Annotated in this window: 14 protein-coding genes; 2 read left to right on the top strand and 12 right to left on the bottom strand. The window is 61.9% G+C overall.

Annotated elements, in window-relative coordinates; all coding sequences use genetic code 11:
• Window positions 1-24: 24 nt before the first annotated feature.
• From BLJAPNOD_RS28425 to BLJAPNOD_RS28370, 12 genes are all read right to left on the bottom strand, one after another.
• On the bottom strand, window positions 25-231 hold the full coding sequence (locus tag BLJAPNOD_RS28425) for a hypothetical protein (protein WP_077504487.1): 207 nt from the start codon (window positions 229-231) through the stop codon (window positions 25-27).
• A 225-nt stretch (window positions 232-456) separates the two neighbouring features.
• Window positions 457-993, bottom strand: a complete 537-nt coding sequence (locus BLJAPNOD_RS28420; RefSeq protein ID WP_115422286.1) for an NUDIX hydrolase — start codon at window positions 991-993, stop codon at window positions 457-459.
• Between the two features lie 689 nt (window positions 994-1,682).
• Window positions 1,683-2,615, bottom strand: a complete 933-nt coding sequence (locus BLJAPNOD_RS28415; protein WP_115422285.1) for an XdhC family protein — start codon at window positions 2,613-2,615, stop codon at window positions 1,683-1,685.
• Between the two features lies 1 nt (window position 2,616).
• Window positions 2,617-3,204 carry a UbiX family flavin prenyltransferase gene (locus BLJAPNOD_RS28410; RefSeq protein ID WP_077504490.1) on the bottom strand — a complete coding sequence of 196 codons (588 nt, stop codon included), beginning with the start codon at window positions 3,202-3,204 and terminating at the stop codon, window positions 2,617-2,619.
• 3 nt (window positions 3,205-3,207) lie between these two features.
• Window positions 3,208-4,581, bottom strand: coding sequence for a UbiD family decarboxylase (locus BLJAPNOD_RS28405; protein ID WP_115422284.1), 1,374 nt, complete (start codon window positions 4,579-4,581; stop codon window positions 3,208-3,210).
• Between the two features lie 61 nt (window positions 4,582-4,642).
• The gene (locus BLJAPNOD_RS28400; protein ID WP_115422283.1) at window positions 4,643-5,587 is read right to left on the bottom strand and encodes an amidohydrolase family protein; all 945 of its coding nucleotides are present in this window, start codon (window positions 5,585-5,587) and stop codon (window positions 4,643-4,645) included.
• An 18-nt stretch (window positions 5,588-5,605) separates the two neighbouring features.
• Window positions 5,606-6,529, bottom strand: a complete 924-nt coding sequence (locus BLJAPNOD_RS28395) for an amidohydrolase family protein (protein WP_115422282.1) — start codon at window positions 6,527-6,529, stop codon at window positions 5,606-5,608.
• 397 nt (window positions 6,530-6,926) lie between these two features.
• On the bottom strand, window positions 6,927-8,066 hold the full coding sequence (locus BLJAPNOD_RS28390; RefSeq protein WP_077504494.1) for a GTP-binding protein: 1,140 nt from the start codon (window positions 8,064-8,066) through the stop codon (window positions 6,927-6,929).
• The gene (locus tag BLJAPNOD_RS28385) at window positions 8,063-10,369 is read right to left on the bottom strand and encodes a xanthine dehydrogenase family protein molybdopterin-binding subunit (protein WP_115422281.1); all 2,307 of its coding nucleotides are present in this window, start codon (window positions 10,367-10,369) and stop codon (window positions 8,063-8,065) included. The genes BLJAPNOD_RS28390 and BLJAPNOD_RS28385 overlap by 4 nt, the downstream gene beginning before the upstream one ends.
• The gene (locus BLJAPNOD_RS28380) at window positions 10,366-10,848 is read right to left on the bottom strand and encodes a (2Fe-2S)-binding protein (RefSeq protein ID WP_077504496.1); all 483 of its coding nucleotides are present in this window, start codon (window positions 10,846-10,848) and stop codon (window positions 10,366-10,368) included. The genes BLJAPNOD_RS28385 and BLJAPNOD_RS28380 overlap by 4 nt, the downstream gene beginning before the upstream one ends.
• On the bottom strand, window positions 10,845-11,708 hold the full coding sequence (locus tag BLJAPNOD_RS28375; RefSeq protein WP_115422280.1) for a xanthine dehydrogenase family protein subunit M: 864 nt from the start codon (window positions 11,706-11,708) through the stop codon (window positions 10,845-10,847). Before BLJAPNOD_RS28375 ends, BLJAPNOD_RS28380 begins: the two co-directional genes overlap by 4 nt.
• A 63-nt stretch (window positions 11,709-11,771) precedes the next feature.
• The gene (locus BLJAPNOD_RS28370) at window positions 11,772-13,163 is read right to left on the bottom strand and encodes a nucleobase:cation symporter-2 family protein (protein WP_115422279.1); all 1,392 of its coding nucleotides are present in this window, start codon (window positions 13,161-13,163) and stop codon (window positions 11,772-11,774) included.
• 160 nt (window positions 13,164-13,323) lie between these two features.
• On the opposite strand from BLJAPNOD_RS28370, the gene BLJAPNOD_RS28365 reads away from it, so the two are divergent.
• Together BLJAPNOD_RS28365 and BLJAPNOD_RS28360 are read left to right on the top strand one after the other, a co-directional pair.
• The gene (locus BLJAPNOD_RS28365) at window positions 13,324-14,220 is read left to right on the top strand and encodes a LysR family transcriptional regulator (protein ID WP_077504499.1); all 897 of its coding nucleotides are present in this window, start codon (window positions 13,324-13,326) and stop codon (window positions 14,218-14,220) included.
• 197 nt (window positions 14,221-14,417) lie between these two features.
• Window positions 14,418-15,206 carry an aldolase gene (locus tag BLJAPNOD_RS28360; RefSeq protein WP_077504500.1) on the top strand — a complete coding sequence of 263 codons (789 nt, stop codon included), beginning with the start codon at window positions 14,418-14,420 and terminating at the stop codon, window positions 15,204-15,206.
• Window positions 15,207-15,370: the final 164 nt, after the last annotated feature.

Genomic DNA, 15,370 nt, shown 5'->3' with positions numbered 1-15,370 from the left:
GTCGCTCGCCGCTGTCTCAGGTGCTTAGAAGCTTGCGCCTTCCAGTTTCGCCATCAAAGCATCACGATCATCGATGGATTTCAGCCGCACCGTCAGAGCTGTGCTTTTGACGGGTACCTGAGGCGGGAGAGAGACGGCGACGCCCGGCAGGTTCTGAGCCGCCCAATCCTTGAAGCGGGGCAGTTTGTTCGGGCCACTGATGGGAAAGGTGTGGCTATACTTGAAGCTCATTGCTGGCTCTTTTCTGACAATAGGCAGCGGGCCCGACGCAAGAACGCATCCGGCGTGACCCGCAAGTTTCAATTTCGGAGTGGGGACAAAATCCTGGCGCCACGCTTGCCATCGCAGTCAGTAGCGCCAGGCGGTCAGCGTTCGGCGCTGACAATGCGAAAAGGAAGGATAAGGAACCGCTGACGAAAGCGGGCGACGAAAACAGTCGAAACCATCGACGCTACCTCACTCCGCGCAAGATTGCGCATGGCTGGATAGGCGATCCCACCCCGCGAAACCGACGGACTGCTTGAGGCGATCCGGCTTGGCCTCGAGTGCCCTCACAAATTCGGCGAGTTCCGCATCGTCAAGTTTGTCCGCCGCATCGCCGAGGGAAAACCAGCGCCGCTGCCTTTGCCCCTTTTCGCGCCAGTGGCTCAACGTTCCGCGCACTTTCATGCCGAACACGGTAACTCGGCAGCGGGCTTCCAAGCCACTGTCCAGTGCCTTCATGTACCGATACTCGGTTACCGGGGCGGGACAAATCTCACCAAAGATGCCGGCCTCCTCAAATGCCTCTCGCGATGCCGCAACAAGGAGATCGCGACCCTTCATCGGCCATCCCTTGGGCACGATCCAGCGGCCACGCCTGCGCGACGTGATCAGCAATACCTTCGGCTCGCCGTCGCGACGAATGCGCCAGGGAAGTACCCCGACCTGCTGCAATTCGTCCATGGCGTTGACTTCGGAGACTTGATCGTCAATTTTCGCCGCAGCGTTCATTGCCTGGCTCCTTTGCCAACCACTCGTTGTCCTGCATGACCGCGCAACAAGCCAGAACGAAGAGAAGCGGCGGCGATGTGGATTGGCGTTTCGCACAAGGGCGAACGGTTGGTCTCGCACGACAGGCGGCGGTCATAGGTGACGCAGATCGTCCCGGATCTCAAGAGAAGCATGGGCACACTCCATCGATGCGTCGCATATGCGACGCGAAATGAACCGCACTGTTCAATAGTGGGTTCCCGGAGCGGCGAGATCTGTGGCGGCGTTACAGGTTCAAGGCTGCCAGCTCCGGGTCAGGGAGCGCGCTTGATCGCAGAGCCTCGAAATTTTTACGAACGTTTCCATGCACATGTTATTGATTTGGCCATTGAATACGGCAATTTCAAGAAGCACGGTTCTATCGCGAGCTCGATACTGAGGAGAGGTCGTCGGTTGTGGCGTAAGCATTGAGAGAATGGTCCCGCAAGACCTTCGCGTGGGCGGCCCATTATGACGGCAAGCGTGCCAAGTTTGCCGCGCCGCCCCTCGCGGCGGTTAGTCTTCACCTCGATCAGGCGGCGGCGGTCGGTCCGCGACTTCCCCGTCTGTGAGCCACGGGCCAGGCGTTGCGTGACCACCAACCCTGGTGCCGCGCGCTTCGTCGGGGGCGCCACATCGCAATCCTGGAGGGGCATCGATTTTCCCCCTGATTACTCAGACGCAACGCGCGATTTCGCAACATCGGCAACGACCGAAAGGGCAAGCGAATTCGCATCCCTTGCCTTGTCGAAGATTCCGATCGGAGCCTTGATGCGGGCAAGGTCGGCCTCGACGTAACCGCGCTGCAGTAGGACCGCACAGCGCTTGGCATGGGTGCGCCGGCTTCCGAGCGCTCCGATGTAAAAGACTGGCGATGCCAGGGCACGCTCGAGCAATGCCAACTCCCGGTCAATATCGTGGAACAGGAGTGCGACGGCGGTGTCCCCGTCCAGTTGGTCCTGCCGAGGCACCTGACCCCGCTCAGCGGCTATGATTTCGTAGCCGGATGCGGCTGCGACGCGTGCCACGGCGTCAGCTTCCATGGGCGTCCCGGCGACGAGAAGCCTCTGCTGTGGGCGGTAGGCGCGCACGAAGCAATCCCCTTCCCAACCGGTCGCTCGCTCACCCGGCTCCAAGACCAGCGTCCGTTCGCGTGGATGGTAGCGCAGGCAAACGGGCGTGCGGCGCTCTAAGGCCGCAAGCGTTCGGCGCAGAACACGGGCGTCGCGAATGACGTGGATCGCGAGCGTGATCCCACCGCCGCAGGGCAGAACGATGTCGAGGAAGGGCGAACCTGCGCCGAGCCGAAGATTTCGGTCCATGTCATTTTGCAGCGCGATCACGGCTTCAGCCGCGACCGCTGCTTCGGTGCAGCCGCCGGAAACAAACCCGCAATAGAGGCCGTCGTGCCGCGCCACCATTTGCGCTCCGATGGCACGCGCCGCGCCGCCGTGGATTTGAACGAGCGTAACCAGGGCGGCCGCGTAGCCGTCCTCAACTGACTTTGCGGCAAAGCGCAGGATGTCGATCGCATCGTCCGAGAGGAAGGCGGCGCGGGGGGCTTGCGCAATTGTCTCCAGGTCGGGAGCAATGCGGCCAGTCATGCTACTCGGCCCCTGCCTGCGTTCCCTGCCAGCGCCGAACGATGCCAGGGTCGAGGTCGAAGAGGTCGAGCACACGGCCAACCGTGTGGTCGACCATCTCGCCGAGACTTTGGGGCTTGGCGTAGAAAGCAGGCACCGGCGGATATATGATGCCGCCCATCTCCGTGACCTGCGCCATGTTACGGATGTGGCCGAGATGGAGCGGCGTCTCGCGCAACATCAGCACGAGGCGGCGGCGCTCCTTCAGCACCACGTCGGCGGCGCGAGAGAGAAGGTTGTCGGTCGTGCCGGTCGCGATCTCTGCCAGGGTCTTTACCGAACAGGGCGCGACGATCATGCCGAGCGTCTTGTAGGAGCCGGAGGAACAGACCGCCCCGATATCCTTGTTCGAATGGGTGGTCGTGGCGAGCGCCTCAAGATCCTGCTTGGTAAAATCTGCCTCGGCCGCAAGCGTGATGCAGGCCGCGCGCGACATGATCAAGTGCGTCTCGATGTCGAAGTCGCGCAGCACTTCGAGGATGCGCTTGCCGTAGATCACGCCTGAAGCGCCCGAAATACCGACGATCATGCGTCTGGGCCGCGTCGTCATTGCCTATCCCACACTTTCAAGGAGCGTCGCTGCACGGGCGGATGCCTCGTCACTGATACGGGCGCGCACGCCGTGAAAATTCGGGCCGCGCGTGGCATCGAGGCCCATGCGTGAAGTCGTACCAATGCCGCTGGCCGATGGATCCAGCGCATTGCCCGGAAGGCCCTCGATGATGACGACATCCTTGTGGGGTTGGAAATGGGTGGCGAGCGCCCAAAGCACTTCGCTGTCGCGGGTGATGTCCACATCCGCATCCACGACGACGACAGTCTTCAGATACTGGTCCCAACCGAGGAGGCCGAGCATCACCTGTCGTGCCTCGCCCTCGCGCATCTGGTTCATCGATATATAGGCGTGAAAATGGGTGCCCGAGGAGGGGTAGTGCACAGCGGCAATCGAAGGAAAGCGAGCCTTCAGCTTTTCCACCACCTCCGCCTCGCGCGGCACACGGCCAAGGTTGAGGTGTTCGGCGGAATTCCCGCCGGCAACGCTTACGAGGATGGCATCACGCCGGCGCATAATGGTTTCGACGGTGAAAAGATTGTTCGTCGAGCGGTCGGAGGAATAGCCGGTGAACTCGCCGAACGGCCCCTCCTCCACGTGGGCCTCCGGATCCAGCACACCCTCCAGCACGATTTCGGCATGGGCTGGAACCCGGATGCCATATTTTGGCGTACGGACCACCTGAAGGGGTTCGCCCATCAGCCCGCCCGCCACGTCCCGCTCGTCCTCACCAAAGGCAAGGCGGGCGGACGCGGCGATCATGAAGAGCGGATGGCCGCCAATCACCATGGCAACCGGCATGGGTTCGCCCCTCTCTTTCGCCATGTTCATCAAGCGCCAGAGATGCCCGCGTGAATGCAGCGACGTCGCAAGCGCATTCTTCGAATGGATCATCGCGCGGTGGTAGCTGAGATTGCCGGCGCCGGTTTCCGGATGCTCGCCGATGATGACGCCGCTGGTAATGTATTTCGCACGATCCGTCTCGAAGTGCTTGAGCATCGGCAGCGTATTGAGGTCGACGGCATCGCCAGAGATGATCTCCCGCGTGATCGGTCCCTCTTCCAGGACCTCAGGCGTGAACGGCCGATTGGCGCGCGCCTGGTAGGCTTCGTGTAGCCTGTCGGCGGTCGAGCCAAGAAGCCGCCCGATGCGGTCGCGCGAGGCAAAAATGTTGCAAAGGACCTCGCTGCCGATGCCGCTTACGTTTTTGAGGTGCAGCATGGGGTGCTGGCCCCTGTCGGCCAGGTTCCAGATCAGCGCCGTCGCATCCTGGTCGTCTAGGACCGGCTGGTCGATGGTGATCACGTCCTCGGGGTGTTCTGCCCGGTAGTCGGCCAGGAAGCGACGAACGTCTTGCTTGTGGTACTCGGTCATATCTCGGCCTCGGCGCGGCGGTTGGATGACGGCGCCCCCCGGAAGGGCGCCGACGACTTGTTCAGGCAAATTCCTTGTGCTTCCCCGTGGCGCGGTCGACGCCGGCGTAGGAATCCTTCAGGCGCGCCTGAGCTTCCCTCAGGTCACGGGGCGGCGGCGACGGATCGATGCCGACGAGCTTGGCGATGTTGTTGCCGAGGTAACCTTCCAGATCGTCCTCGGACAGGTTGATGCCGTGCGGCGGATCCTTGCAGAGCACCTCCAGTTCGCGCAGCCACATGCCCGGATCGTTCGGCGGGCTGTCCGTGCCGAAAACGATCTTGTCCTTCGGCAGCTGCTGGGCGAATTCCACGATGCGCGACTGGAAGCACCAGCCGGATTCGCAGTAGACGTTCGGGGTGTCCATCGCCATCCAGAAGGATTCGAACGAGTAGTTACCGCCCGTCTGGATGCCGAAGTGACCGATGATGAAGTTGACCATCGGAAACTCGCGAATGATCGGGTAGAACATCGTCGGGATGGTGTACGGCCCGTCTCCCGTGTGGATGAGAACCACCACGCCGAGTTCGGCACATTTCTTCATTGCCGGACGCAACCAGTCGAGCGCCCGGTCGGGACGGTAGCCATGCATGTTGGCGTGCAGCTTCAGCATCTTGAAGCCGTATTCCTTGACGTGGAATTCCAGCTCGGCCGCGCCGTTTTCGGGTCCCCAGCGCGGGTTGTAGTTGAAGTTGCCGATGAAGCGGTCCGGGTATTTCTGGCAAAGCTCCGCGCAATAGGCCATGTAGTCGCGAATGCCTTCGCGGCCCTTGCGGTTGCCGTCGCGGTAACCGGTATTGCCCGGCGGCGGCTGGATGAAACCCATGTCGATCCGGCGCGGCTTGCCGTTGATCATGTAGGGACCGTCCATCAGCTTGAGCATGCGCTCGCCCGTGAAGGGTTCGCCCGTGTGGCGCCACGCCTCGTCGACGAGGTTGGTCGGGTGAAGGTGGGTATCGATGATCATTGTTCACTCCGTTCAAATTTACGCGGCAAGTGCTACGCCGTGCTGGCGCAGATACGCCTCGGCTTCCTCGACGGTCGCCGGTGGATTCGTCGCTTCCAGGCCGATCATCCGGGCGACGTTGTTGCCGAGATAATCTTCAAGCGTATCCTCATCGAGGTTGAGGCCCTGCGGCGGCTCGTGGCAAAGAACTTCCAGAAGGTTGATCCACATGCCCGGCTCGTTGGGCGGTGTGTCGGAGCCGAAGAGGATCTTGTGCTTGGGGAGCACCTTGGCGAATTCGACGATGCGCGATTGAAGGCACCAGCCGGATTCCACGTAGACACTCGGCGTGTCGAGCGCCATCTGCATAGGCTCGAACACGTAGACGCCGCCGGTCTGAACCCCGAAATGCGCCAGGATGAAGTTGACTTCCGGAAACTCGCGAATGATCGGATAGAACTCCGTCGGGATCGAGTACGGACCGTCACCGGTATGCACCTTCACCATCAGGCCGAGATCCGCGCACTTCTTCAGTGCCGGGCGCAGCCAGTCGAGCGCGCGGTCCGGGCGATAGGCGTGCATGTTCGCCTGCAGCTGCACCATCTTGAAATCAAACTCCTTGGCGTAGCGTTCGATTTCTTCGGCGCCATTCGTTGTGCCGTAGCGCGGGTTGTAGACGAAGCAGCCAAGGAACCGGTCGGGATGCTCGGTCACCATCTTTTCCGTGTAAGCCATGTACTGGCGGATGGCGGCCTTGCCTTCGAGATCCATCACCTCGTGGGTGTAGATGGTGTTGCCCTGCGGCGGCTGGATAAAGGCCTTGTCGATCCGGCGCGGCTTGCCGTTCACATAGTACGGGCCATCCATCATCTTGAGCAGTTTGTCGCCGGTGAACGGCGGTCCGTCGTGTCGCCAAGCCAGGTCCACCAGATCGGTGGGATAGCAGCTCAGGTCAATAATCATAGGTTTCTCCTGTCGTAGAGGGTCCGGTCGATGCGGGGCCGCGCGATGAACGCCATGCCGGCTGAAGCCGGACGTGGATCCGCGATTTCAGGAAATGCCGAAGACGGAGAGAACGGGCCGGCGCATAAGCTCCCAGGGCGGGGCGACCGGGCATTCCTCTTTTTGTCAGCATCGACATCGCAGCCTCATCTTCCAACAGACGGTGAGCAATTGTCGGTGCTTCTACTCGCCTTCAAAAGAACCACCCCGCGTGATTTCTGTCAACACAAAAATCAATCTAAGTCATTATTTTAAAATAGTTTTTTAGAACAAGCAGCAGCGACCGCCCGCGCTGGAGGTGCGCGGGCGGCTCAGACAGAAAGGCTTGCGCAGGCGCCCTCCGGCGGGAGACTCGCTGCTAGGGCACCAGGCATGCACGCAAGTTTCTGTCGATGCTGACACGATCGAGATTGCGGCCGATAAACACGAACTTCGACTTCCGCTTGTCTTCACCCCAGGCGTGGTCCGGGCGGAAATCGACAAGCTTGTGCACGGCCTGGAGCACAAAGAAGCGGTCGTCGCCGGCAACCGACACGATGCCCTTGGTGCGAAAAATGTCGCCACCGTGCTCGCTGAGATAGGTCTTGAGGAAACCTACGAGCTTCTCGCCATCGAAGGCTTCGGGAAAAACGAAGGAGTGGGAATTCACCGTCGCGTCATGCTGGTGTGGCCGCAGGGCGGATACATACGGACGTCCATGGTCATGGCAATGATGATGGTGCCCATGGGCGTGATCGGCATGGTCGCAACATGGCTCGGAGCAATCATGATGATGGTGGTGGTCAACGCCGTTATCGTCGTCCATGTCGATGTCGAGGATTTCCGCCCGCTCGCGCACATAGGACGGCCGGAAACCTTTGACGCCGAGGATGTTGGAGAGATCCACCTTGCCGTAGCTGGACCGAAGGATGGGCGCTGTCTGGTTGAGCCTGCGCAGCGAGGTTTCCAGCGAGCCGAGGGCTTCCTCCTCGGCAAGGTCTATCTTGTTGACGAGGATGCGGTCCGCCGCGACGATCTGGTTGACCGCCTGATTGTCGCTGCCGTCGAGAACCGGATCGTACAGGTGCTGGTCGATATGCATAGCGTCTACCAGCGTCACGACGGCGTCGAGCTCCACCTCGTCGGCCACGCTGCGGTCTACGAAGAAGGCGGTGGCGACCGGCGTGGGGTCGGCAAGACCCGACGTCTCGACGATGATGTGGTCGAACTTGTCCTTGTGGCTCAGGAGCTTCTTCATCACGTCGATCAGGTCGTTGCGCACGTCGACGAAGCAGCAGATGCAGCCGTTCTGCATCTGGAAAATTTCCTCGTCGGAAGCGAGTACCAGATCGCTGTCGACGTCGACCTCACCGTACTCGTTCTCGATCACCGCGATGCGATGGCCATGGCGCTCGGTAAGAATGTAGTTGAGCAGCGTTGTCTTTCCCGACCCCAGGAACCCGGTAAGGATCGTGATCGGGAGTTTCTGCTGGCTCGCAGGCTCGATATGCATGTTCATGCGCCCTTCTCCCTCAAGGCTTTGAGAACGTCTTCCGGAATAATCGGATAGTGGTGGAAGCGAATGCCGATCGCGTCGTAAATGGCGTTGGCGATGGATGGCCCGATTGCGATGATCGGGTCCTCGCCCACGCCCTTGGCGCCCCATGGGCCGCCCGGATCGGGCGCCGCCTCGAGAATGATCGTCTCAATATCAGGCATGTCCATGGAGAGCGGCATCTTGTAGTCGACCAGGCCGGCATTGAGTGAGCGGCCGGTCTTCTTGTCGATCAGGTAGTCCTCGGTCAGCGTATGGCCGATGCCCTGCTGGATGCCGCCTTCGATCTGGCCTTGCGCGGCGATAGGATGGATCACCCGGCCGACATCGTGCACCGGCACGACACGCTTGACCTCAACGATCCCGGTTTCCGTATCGACTTCGACCTCGGTGAAGTGCGCAGCGAACGAATAGGACTTCGTCGGTTCGTAGGTGCCGTTTGCGACGATGTTGGCGGCAGGAATCCCACGCGATGGGCCCATGGCTTCCGAAACCGTCATGGCGCGGTCGGGCTCGGCGGTGACGAAGACCTTGCCGTCGCAAAGGTCGATCTCATCCGACGACACCTGCAGTTTCATCGCTGCCCGTTCGAGCACGGCGGCGCGGACCTTGCCGGCGGCCATCTTGGCGGCGGTACCGACCAGATAGGTCGTGTGACTGGCGAAGGCGCCGATGTCCCATGGAACCACATCCGTATCGCCATGGATCACGCCCACGTCCTCGAAGCGCACGCCAAGTTCTTCCGCAACGATCTGCGCAAGAGCAGTGTGCGCGCCAGTGCCGAGGCCGGCCGCACCGGTCAACAGCGTCACCGTGCCGTCCTCGTTGATCTTCACGGTGGCGTTGCCCTGCTCCTTGATGCCGGGGTAAGCGGACGAGCCGTGCATTTCGCAGCCGATGCCCCATCCTTTGCGGATCTGCGGGCGCTTCGGGTCGGGCGTGCGGTCGCGGCTCCTGAGCCTCTTCCAGTTCAGGACGTCGATGCCGTGCTTGAGGCAGATTTCAAGCCCGTGGCCGATGATCGGATGGCCGGACGGCGCGATGTCGCCCGCCCGCACGACGTTCTTTAGCTTCAACTCCGCCGGATCCATGCCGAGCCGTTCGGCCGCTTCATCCATCTGGATGTCGAGCGCATAGTAGCTCTGCACCACCCCGTAGCCGCGGAAAGCGCCGTTGACCGGCGTGTTGGTGTAGACGCAGCGCCCTTCCAGCCGCACGTTCTCGCAGCGATAGAGCGAGGTGGCGGCAGTGGTGCCGACGATCGTCACGCCCGGACCGTGCGAACCATAGGCACCGGAATCATAAACCAGCTTCATGTCGCGGGCGATCAGCGTGCCGTCGTTCTTGAAGCCCTGCTTCAGCCAGATCCGACAAGGATGGCGCGAGCGACCGGCCACGAAGGTCTCGTGGCGGGTGAACTCCATTTTCACGGGCCGACGGGCTTCCTTTGCCAGCAGCGCACAGAGAAACTCGTGCTGGAAAACGTCCTGCTTGGCTCCGAAACCACCGCCCATATGATCGACGAGCACGCGCACCTTGGTGAGTGGCAGGCCGAGAACTTCAGCGAGGATGCCGCGGACCATGAAGGAGGTCTGGGTCGAGGTCCAGAAGGTCAGCTTGTTGGAGCCGTCCCAGTCGGCGATGCAGACGTTCGGCTCCATGTAGGCCGGATGTGGCCGCCCGCCGGCAAACGTGCCCTCGAGAATGAAATCCGCCTCGGAAAAACCCTTGTCGATGTCGCCGCGGTTGACGCGCACCGGATCGAGCACCAGGTTGCCGCCGGGGCCAACGTCGTGGATCAGCGGTGCGCCTGGCTGCACGGCGTCCTCCGGCTCGAAGACGGCCGGAAGCGCTTCATATTCCACCTCGATCAGGTCGAGCGCCTCGTCGGCGATCTCCTCGCTGATGGCCGCGACGGCGGCGACGCCCTCGCCCCAGAACCGCACTTTGTCGTCGAGGATGTACTGGTCCTTGGTGCAGGAGGCCGAGCGCGGATGCGGCGAGCCATAGTGCAGGACGCGCGGCACATTCTGATGGGTCAGCACTGCCTTGACCCCCGGATAGGCGAGCGCCTTGCTGACGTCGATCGCCTTGATGCGGGCATGGGCGATCGACGCGCGCTTGATCTTGCCATACAGCATGCCTGGGCGCTTGATATCGCCGGTATACTGCGCCTCGCCCGTCACCTTCTCGCGCACATCGTCGCGTTTGACGCTCTTGCCGACGATCCTGAACTCGCGCTGTTCGACAGGGGTGGTCATGTTCATGGTCTTGCAGCCTCCATCTCGCGCGCGGCGGATTTGATCGCGTCGAATATCTTGGTGTAGCCAGTGCAGCGGCAGATATTGCCGGAGAGCCCGAAGCGGATTTCCTCATCGGTCGGGCGCGGATTGTCGTCGAGCAACTTCTTCGCCATCATCAGAATGCCGGGTGTGCAGAAGCCGCATTGCGAGGCGCCGTGCCGCATGAAGGCATCCTGCAGGGGATGCAGCCTGTCGACATCGGGCTGCAGTCCTTCGATGGTCTCGACCGCGCGGCCCTCGGCCTCCACGGCAAGCATCAGACAGGCGTTGACCGGCTCGCCATCGACGAGCACCGTGCAGGCGCCGCAATCGCCGACGTCACATCCCTTCTTGGTGCCGGTGAGACCGACATCGTCGCGCAACGCATCAAGCAGAGAGCGGCAGCCATCGACGGCCATTTCGCGCGCCTCACCATTCACAGTGAAATCGACCATCCGTTTCATGCGAAAGTCTCCAATGCCTGCTTAATGGCGCGGCCAGTCAGGACGCCGACCATGTCGCGGCGGTAGTCTGCGCTGGCGCGGACGTTGCTGATCGGTGTGCATTCTTCCATCGCCTTGTCGGCGGCATTCCTCACCGCCGCGGCATCCAGCCTGGTGCCGCGCAGCATGGCCTCGGCCTGCGGCGCGCGCAGCACGGTCGCGCCGACCGCACCAAGCGCGATGCGGATATCGCTGCAGACGCCTTCCTCCATCGCCAGGCTGACGGCGACGCCAACGGTGGAAAGTTCCATCGCCTTGCGGCGACCGTGCTTGAGATAGGCCTTGCCGATATTGTCCGCCGCTGGCGGCACAGTGATGCCGGTAACGATCTCGCCCTTGGCGAGAACGGTCTTGCCGGCGCCGGTGAAGAATTCGGCGATCGGCACGACCCGCATGTCGGTGCGGCTGTAGATGTGCACGAAGGCGCCGTCCGCGACCAATGGCGGAATGGTATCGGCCGACGGCGAGGCGCGACAGATATTGCCGACGACGGTTGCGCGGTTGCGCACCTGGATGGAGCCGAGCGAGGCGAGTGCGGAACGCAGGTTCGGATATCGCTGGCGCACCAGCGACAGGTTCTCCAACCGGCCGACGGTGACCAGTGCGCCAAAAGTCAGGCCGCGCGTCTCGTCGTAGGTGATGTCGGACAAGCCAGGAATCTGCTTGATGTCGACGACGTTGCGCACGCGGCGCAGCCGTTCGCGGATCTCGACCAGCAGGTCCGTGCCTCCATTGAACACAAATGTGTCGTCGCCGAGTTCGGTGAGAAGACGGGAGGCATGCTCCAGCGTTTCCGCCCGATGATAGTCGAAGCGTCTCATGGAATTCCTCTTGGGGTTCGGAGCTCCGGCGGCGCGCGGCCGCCGGACTAAGGGTGTTGCTCTCTAGGCAGGGTCGGCAGCGGGCGTGCCGTCCGTAAGCTCGGCCTCCTCCGGCTCTTTCGCCGGAACACCGTTGAAGAGAATGTTGAGCAGCGCTGCCGCGAAGGTGCCGACGAGGACGCCGCTGTGCAGGAATTTTTCGATCGCCGCGGGCAACTGGTCGAAGATGTTTTCGGCGACAACCGGCACCATGGCGAGGCCGACGCTGACGGCGACGATGTAGAGGTTGCGCCGATTGGCCACGAAATCCACCTTCGACAGGATTTTCACGCCTGTCGCCGAGACCATGCCGAACATCACGATGGCAGCGCCGCCGACGACGTAGCTCGGGATCGAAGCGCTAACGAAGGCAACCTTCGGCAGCGAGCCGAGCAGGATCAGGATGACGCCGCCCGCCGCCACCACGAAGCGGCTGAGCACGCCGGTGATCTGGAGAAGGCCGACATTCTGCGCATAGGTCGTGTAGGTGAAGGTATTGAGGAGGCCGCCGATAATGTTCCCGACACCGTCGGTTCTTAAGCCCCGGGTCAGTTCGGCCTGGGAGATCTTGCGACCGGCCATGTCCCCGACCGCCAGGAATTGACCTGTCGATTCGATCATCATAACCGTCATGACCGCACAGAGCGACAGGATCGACCAGAACTCGAAGATCGGCCATCCGAAGGCGAGCGGGTGAATGATGCGCACCCAGCCGGCCTCCCCAACGCCGTGGAAGTCCACCTTGCCGGCAGCGATCGCGATTACGAAGCCGACACCGATGCCAAGCAGGACCGCAAGATTGGCCATGAAGCCCTTGAGAACGCGGGTGAGCAGCAGGATCGACAGGAGCACGATAGCGGCGACGGCGAGCGCGAAGGGCGCGCCATAGGCGGGGTTCGGGATCATGCCATCCGGGCCCTTGATCATCGGCTGGCCGCCCGCTGCCCAGTTCACACCGACGCGCATCAACGAGAGGCCGATGACCAGCATGACCGTGCCGGTCACAACAGGCGGGAAGAAGCGCACCCAGCGGCCGAAGAACGGCGCGACCAGGATCGTGAATATCCCGGAGCCTATGACGGCGCCAATGACGCCCGGCATGCCGAGATCGGGATTGGTGCCTGTGGCGATGATCGAGGGGACGGCGGTGAACGAAATCCCCATCATGATCGGCAGGCGAATGCCGACGTTCCAGATGCCAAGCGCCTGGATGAGGGTAACGATGCCACAACAGAACAGGTCCGCACTGACGAGCATCGCGATCTGTTCCTTGGGCAAGTGAAGCGCGCTGCCGACAATGAGTGGCACGGCGACCGCTCCGGCATACATGACGAGAACGTGTTGCAGGCCCAGAGCCATCAGGCTCGGGATCGGGTACATCTTTTCGACTGGATCCGTCGTATCGGGCTTACGCATTCGCTTTCCTCCCAGCGAACAGCTTCCGGCGCGGTGGGGCATCTTGGCCTCATGATCTTTTAACCGCACGCCGTACACCGCGGATCATGCGGCTGGCCAAATCAGCAAACAATCGGCACAATTAGATTTATTCATATAGTAATTGAATGAATGGATCGCGATGGACATCACGCTGAAGCAACTTCGGGCCTTCGTCACAGTGGCCAACCTCGGGCAATTCACCCTGGCGGCCGACAAACTCGGCTCGTCGCAGTCGGCCGTCAGCACGCTTGTGCGCCAGCTGGAGCAGAACCTCAATCTGCGCCTCTTCGACCGTCACACGCGACTTCTGCGCCTCACGGAGGCGGGCACGGACATATTGCCGGTCGCATCGCGCGCCGTGGCCGACATTGAAGGCATGGTCGAGAGCTCGCGCGAATTGAATGCGCTCCGGCGCGGCAAGGTTTCGATCGCGGCCGGAACCGTGCAGGCGGCCCTGATGCTGCCGCAGCTCGTCAACGCCTTCAACAAGCTCTATCCCGAGATCGCTGTCGCCCTGCACGATGTCGCGGAGAAAGCCGTCTTGGAACAGGTCGCCAACAGCTCGGTGGATCTCGGCATCGGCACGGTACCGGAGGACGACAGCGAACTCATGGGCACCCGGCTTACGACCGACGAATTCCTCGTCGTCCTTCACCCGGACGATCCGCTCGCCAAGCTGACCGAGCTGCGTTGGACGGATCTTGTCGACCGCAAGCTGATCGGGCCGCAGCGGGGCAATCCGATCCGAGATCGCCTGGAGAACGAACTGGCGCGCAACGGCATCGTCCTGCCCTTCGACAAGACGATGCAGGAGGTGGCGCTGCCGCTGACAATCATCGGCATGGTCGAGGGCGGTCTCGGCGTCGCGATCATGACCTCGGCGGTCACGCGCCTCGCGACTTCGATGGGGCTCGTCGTGCGGACGCCGACTGAGCCGCACATCAAGCGGGAGGTGAGCCTGATCCAGAAGCGCGCACGTTCGCTCTCGCCAGCCGCCCGACGGTTTCGCGACTTCCTGCTGAAATCCGTGCATTGAGCCTTTGTCTTGGAGGGTCGGCGGATCCGCATCCCGGGCCACCGGCCTGCAATTGACCGCGCAAGGCTTCGAGCGTTATCTGGTGGCGCTGCTGGACCGCAACGTTGCGGGCAGGCAGGGCGCAGCCGCGCGACGCTGCGCGCGGGTAGCCTTCGGGCCAACCGCCGCTCCCAGCCCAACCAAGACCAGGAGCACCCATGGCCCATTCTCTGAAAAGCCACACCGATGCGGACCGTCACAACCGGCCCGACCTTTCCACCGACGCCGTCCGTACGGCGAAGGAAGACCTTGCCGCCTGTTTCCGCATGGCAGCCCGCAACGGTTTTGAGGAGGGGATCTGCAACCATTTTTCGGTGGTCGTGCCTGGCCACGACGATCTCTTCATCGTCAACCCCTACGGCTATGCCTTTCGCGAACTGACGGCGTCAAAACTCCTCGTGTGCGACTTCAATGGCACTGTCATCGACGGCGAAGGCGAACCGGAGGCAACGGCCTTCTACATTCATGCGGAGATACATCGCCGACTGCCGCGGGCAAAGGTCGCCTTCCACACGCACATGCCCCATGCGACAGCGCTCTCCATGACCGAGGGTGCGCCGTTGATCTGGGCCGGTCAGACAGCGCTGAAATTCTACGGCCGCACTGCCGTCGACGGAAACTACAATGGTCTGGCGCTCGACCATCAAGAGGGTGCACGCATCGCCGCGGCCGCTGGCGACGCTGATATCGTTTTTCTGAAACACCACGGCGTTCTGGTTCTGGCGCCCACGATCGCACAAGCCTGGGACGACCTCTATTACCTCGAGCGAGCGGCCGAAGTGCAGGTGCTCGCCATGTCGACAGGCAGAGAGGTCTTGCCGGTCGACTCGGCAATTGCGCAGGCCGCCTACCGACAGATGCGCGAAGGCGATGCCGCGTCGGCACAGGCCCATCTCGCTTCCATTCGTCGCCAGCTGGATGTCGAGGAACCACAGTATCGTCACTGATTTTTGGGCGGCCGTCTGCCGTAGGCGATGGGTCTCAACCTGGGCCCATCGCAGTTGCAATACTTTGATTGAGCTTACGTTTTTCTTCGACTGCTTGTAATCGCACGTATTATCGACATTAACAATTAATACGATTCCTTTATCAAATAATTGAAATAATGAAT

Origin of the sequence: Ensifer sp. M14 (genome assembly GCF_003355565.1) — a bacterium.
GTDB lineage: Bacteria > Pseudomonadota > Alphaproteobacteria > Rhizobiales > Rhizobiaceae > Ensifer.
Note: the sequence above shows the minus strand (reverse complement) of the source record. Positions and strands in the feature narration are given on the sequence as shown.

Excerpts from the sequence above, each read along its gene's own strand:
- BLJAPNOD_RS28420 (WP_115422286.1), bottom strand. The coding sequence starts at position 993 with ATGAACGCTGCGGCGAAAATTGACGATCAAGTCTCCGAAGTCAACGCC.
- BLJAPNOD_RS28415 (WP_115422285.1), bottom strand. The coding sequence starts at position 2,615 with ATGACTGGCCGCATTGCTCCCGACCTGGAGACAATTGCGCAAGCCCCC.
- BLJAPNOD_RS28425 (WP_077504487.1), bottom strand. The coding sequence starts at position 231 with ATGAGCTTCAAGTATAGCCACACCTTTCCCATCAGTGGCCCGAACAAA.
- BLJAPNOD_RS28385 (WP_115422281.1), bottom strand. The coding sequence starts at position 10,369 with ATGAACATGACCACCCCTGTCGAACAGCGCGAGTTCAGGATCGTCGGC.
- BLJAPNOD_RS28395 (WP_115422282.1), bottom strand. The coding sequence starts at position 6,529 with ATGATTATTGACCTGAGCTGCTATCCCACCGATCTGGTGGACCTGGCT.
- BLJAPNOD_RS28375 (WP_115422280.1), bottom strand. The coding sequence starts at position 11,708 with ATGAGACGCTTCGACTATCATCGGGCGGAAACGCTGGAGCATGCCTCC.
- BLJAPNOD_RS28380 (WP_077504496.1), bottom strand. The coding sequence starts at position 10,848 with ATGAAACGGATGGTCGATTTCACTGTGAATGGTGAGGCGCGCGAAATG.
- BLJAPNOD_RS28360 (WP_077504500.1), top strand. The coding sequence starts at position 14,418 with ATGGCCCATTCTCTGAAAAGCCACACCGATGCGGACCGTCACAACCGG.
- BLJAPNOD_RS28405 (WP_115422284.1), bottom strand. The coding sequence starts at position 4,581 with ATGACCGAGTACCACAAGCAAGACGTTCGTCGCTTCCTGGCCGACTAC.
- BLJAPNOD_RS28390 (WP_077504494.1), bottom strand. The coding sequence starts at position 8,066 with ATGAACATGCATATCGAGCCTGCGAGCCAGCAGAAACTCCCGATCACG.
- BLJAPNOD_RS28410 (WP_077504490.1), bottom strand. The coding sequence starts at position 3,204 with ATGACGACGCGGCCCAGACGCATGATCGTCGGTATTTCGGGCGCTTCA.
- BLJAPNOD_RS28365 (WP_077504499.1), top strand. The coding sequence starts at position 13,324 with ATGGACATCACGCTGAAGCAACTTCGGGCCTTCGTCACAGTGGCCAAC.
- BLJAPNOD_RS28400 (WP_115422283.1), bottom strand. The coding sequence starts at position 5,587 with ATGATCATCGATACCCACCTTCACCCGACCAACCTCGTCGACGAGGCG.
- BLJAPNOD_RS28370 (WP_115422279.1), bottom strand. The coding sequence starts at position 13,163 with ATGCGTAAGCCCGATACGACGGATCCAGTCGAAAAGATGTACCCGATC.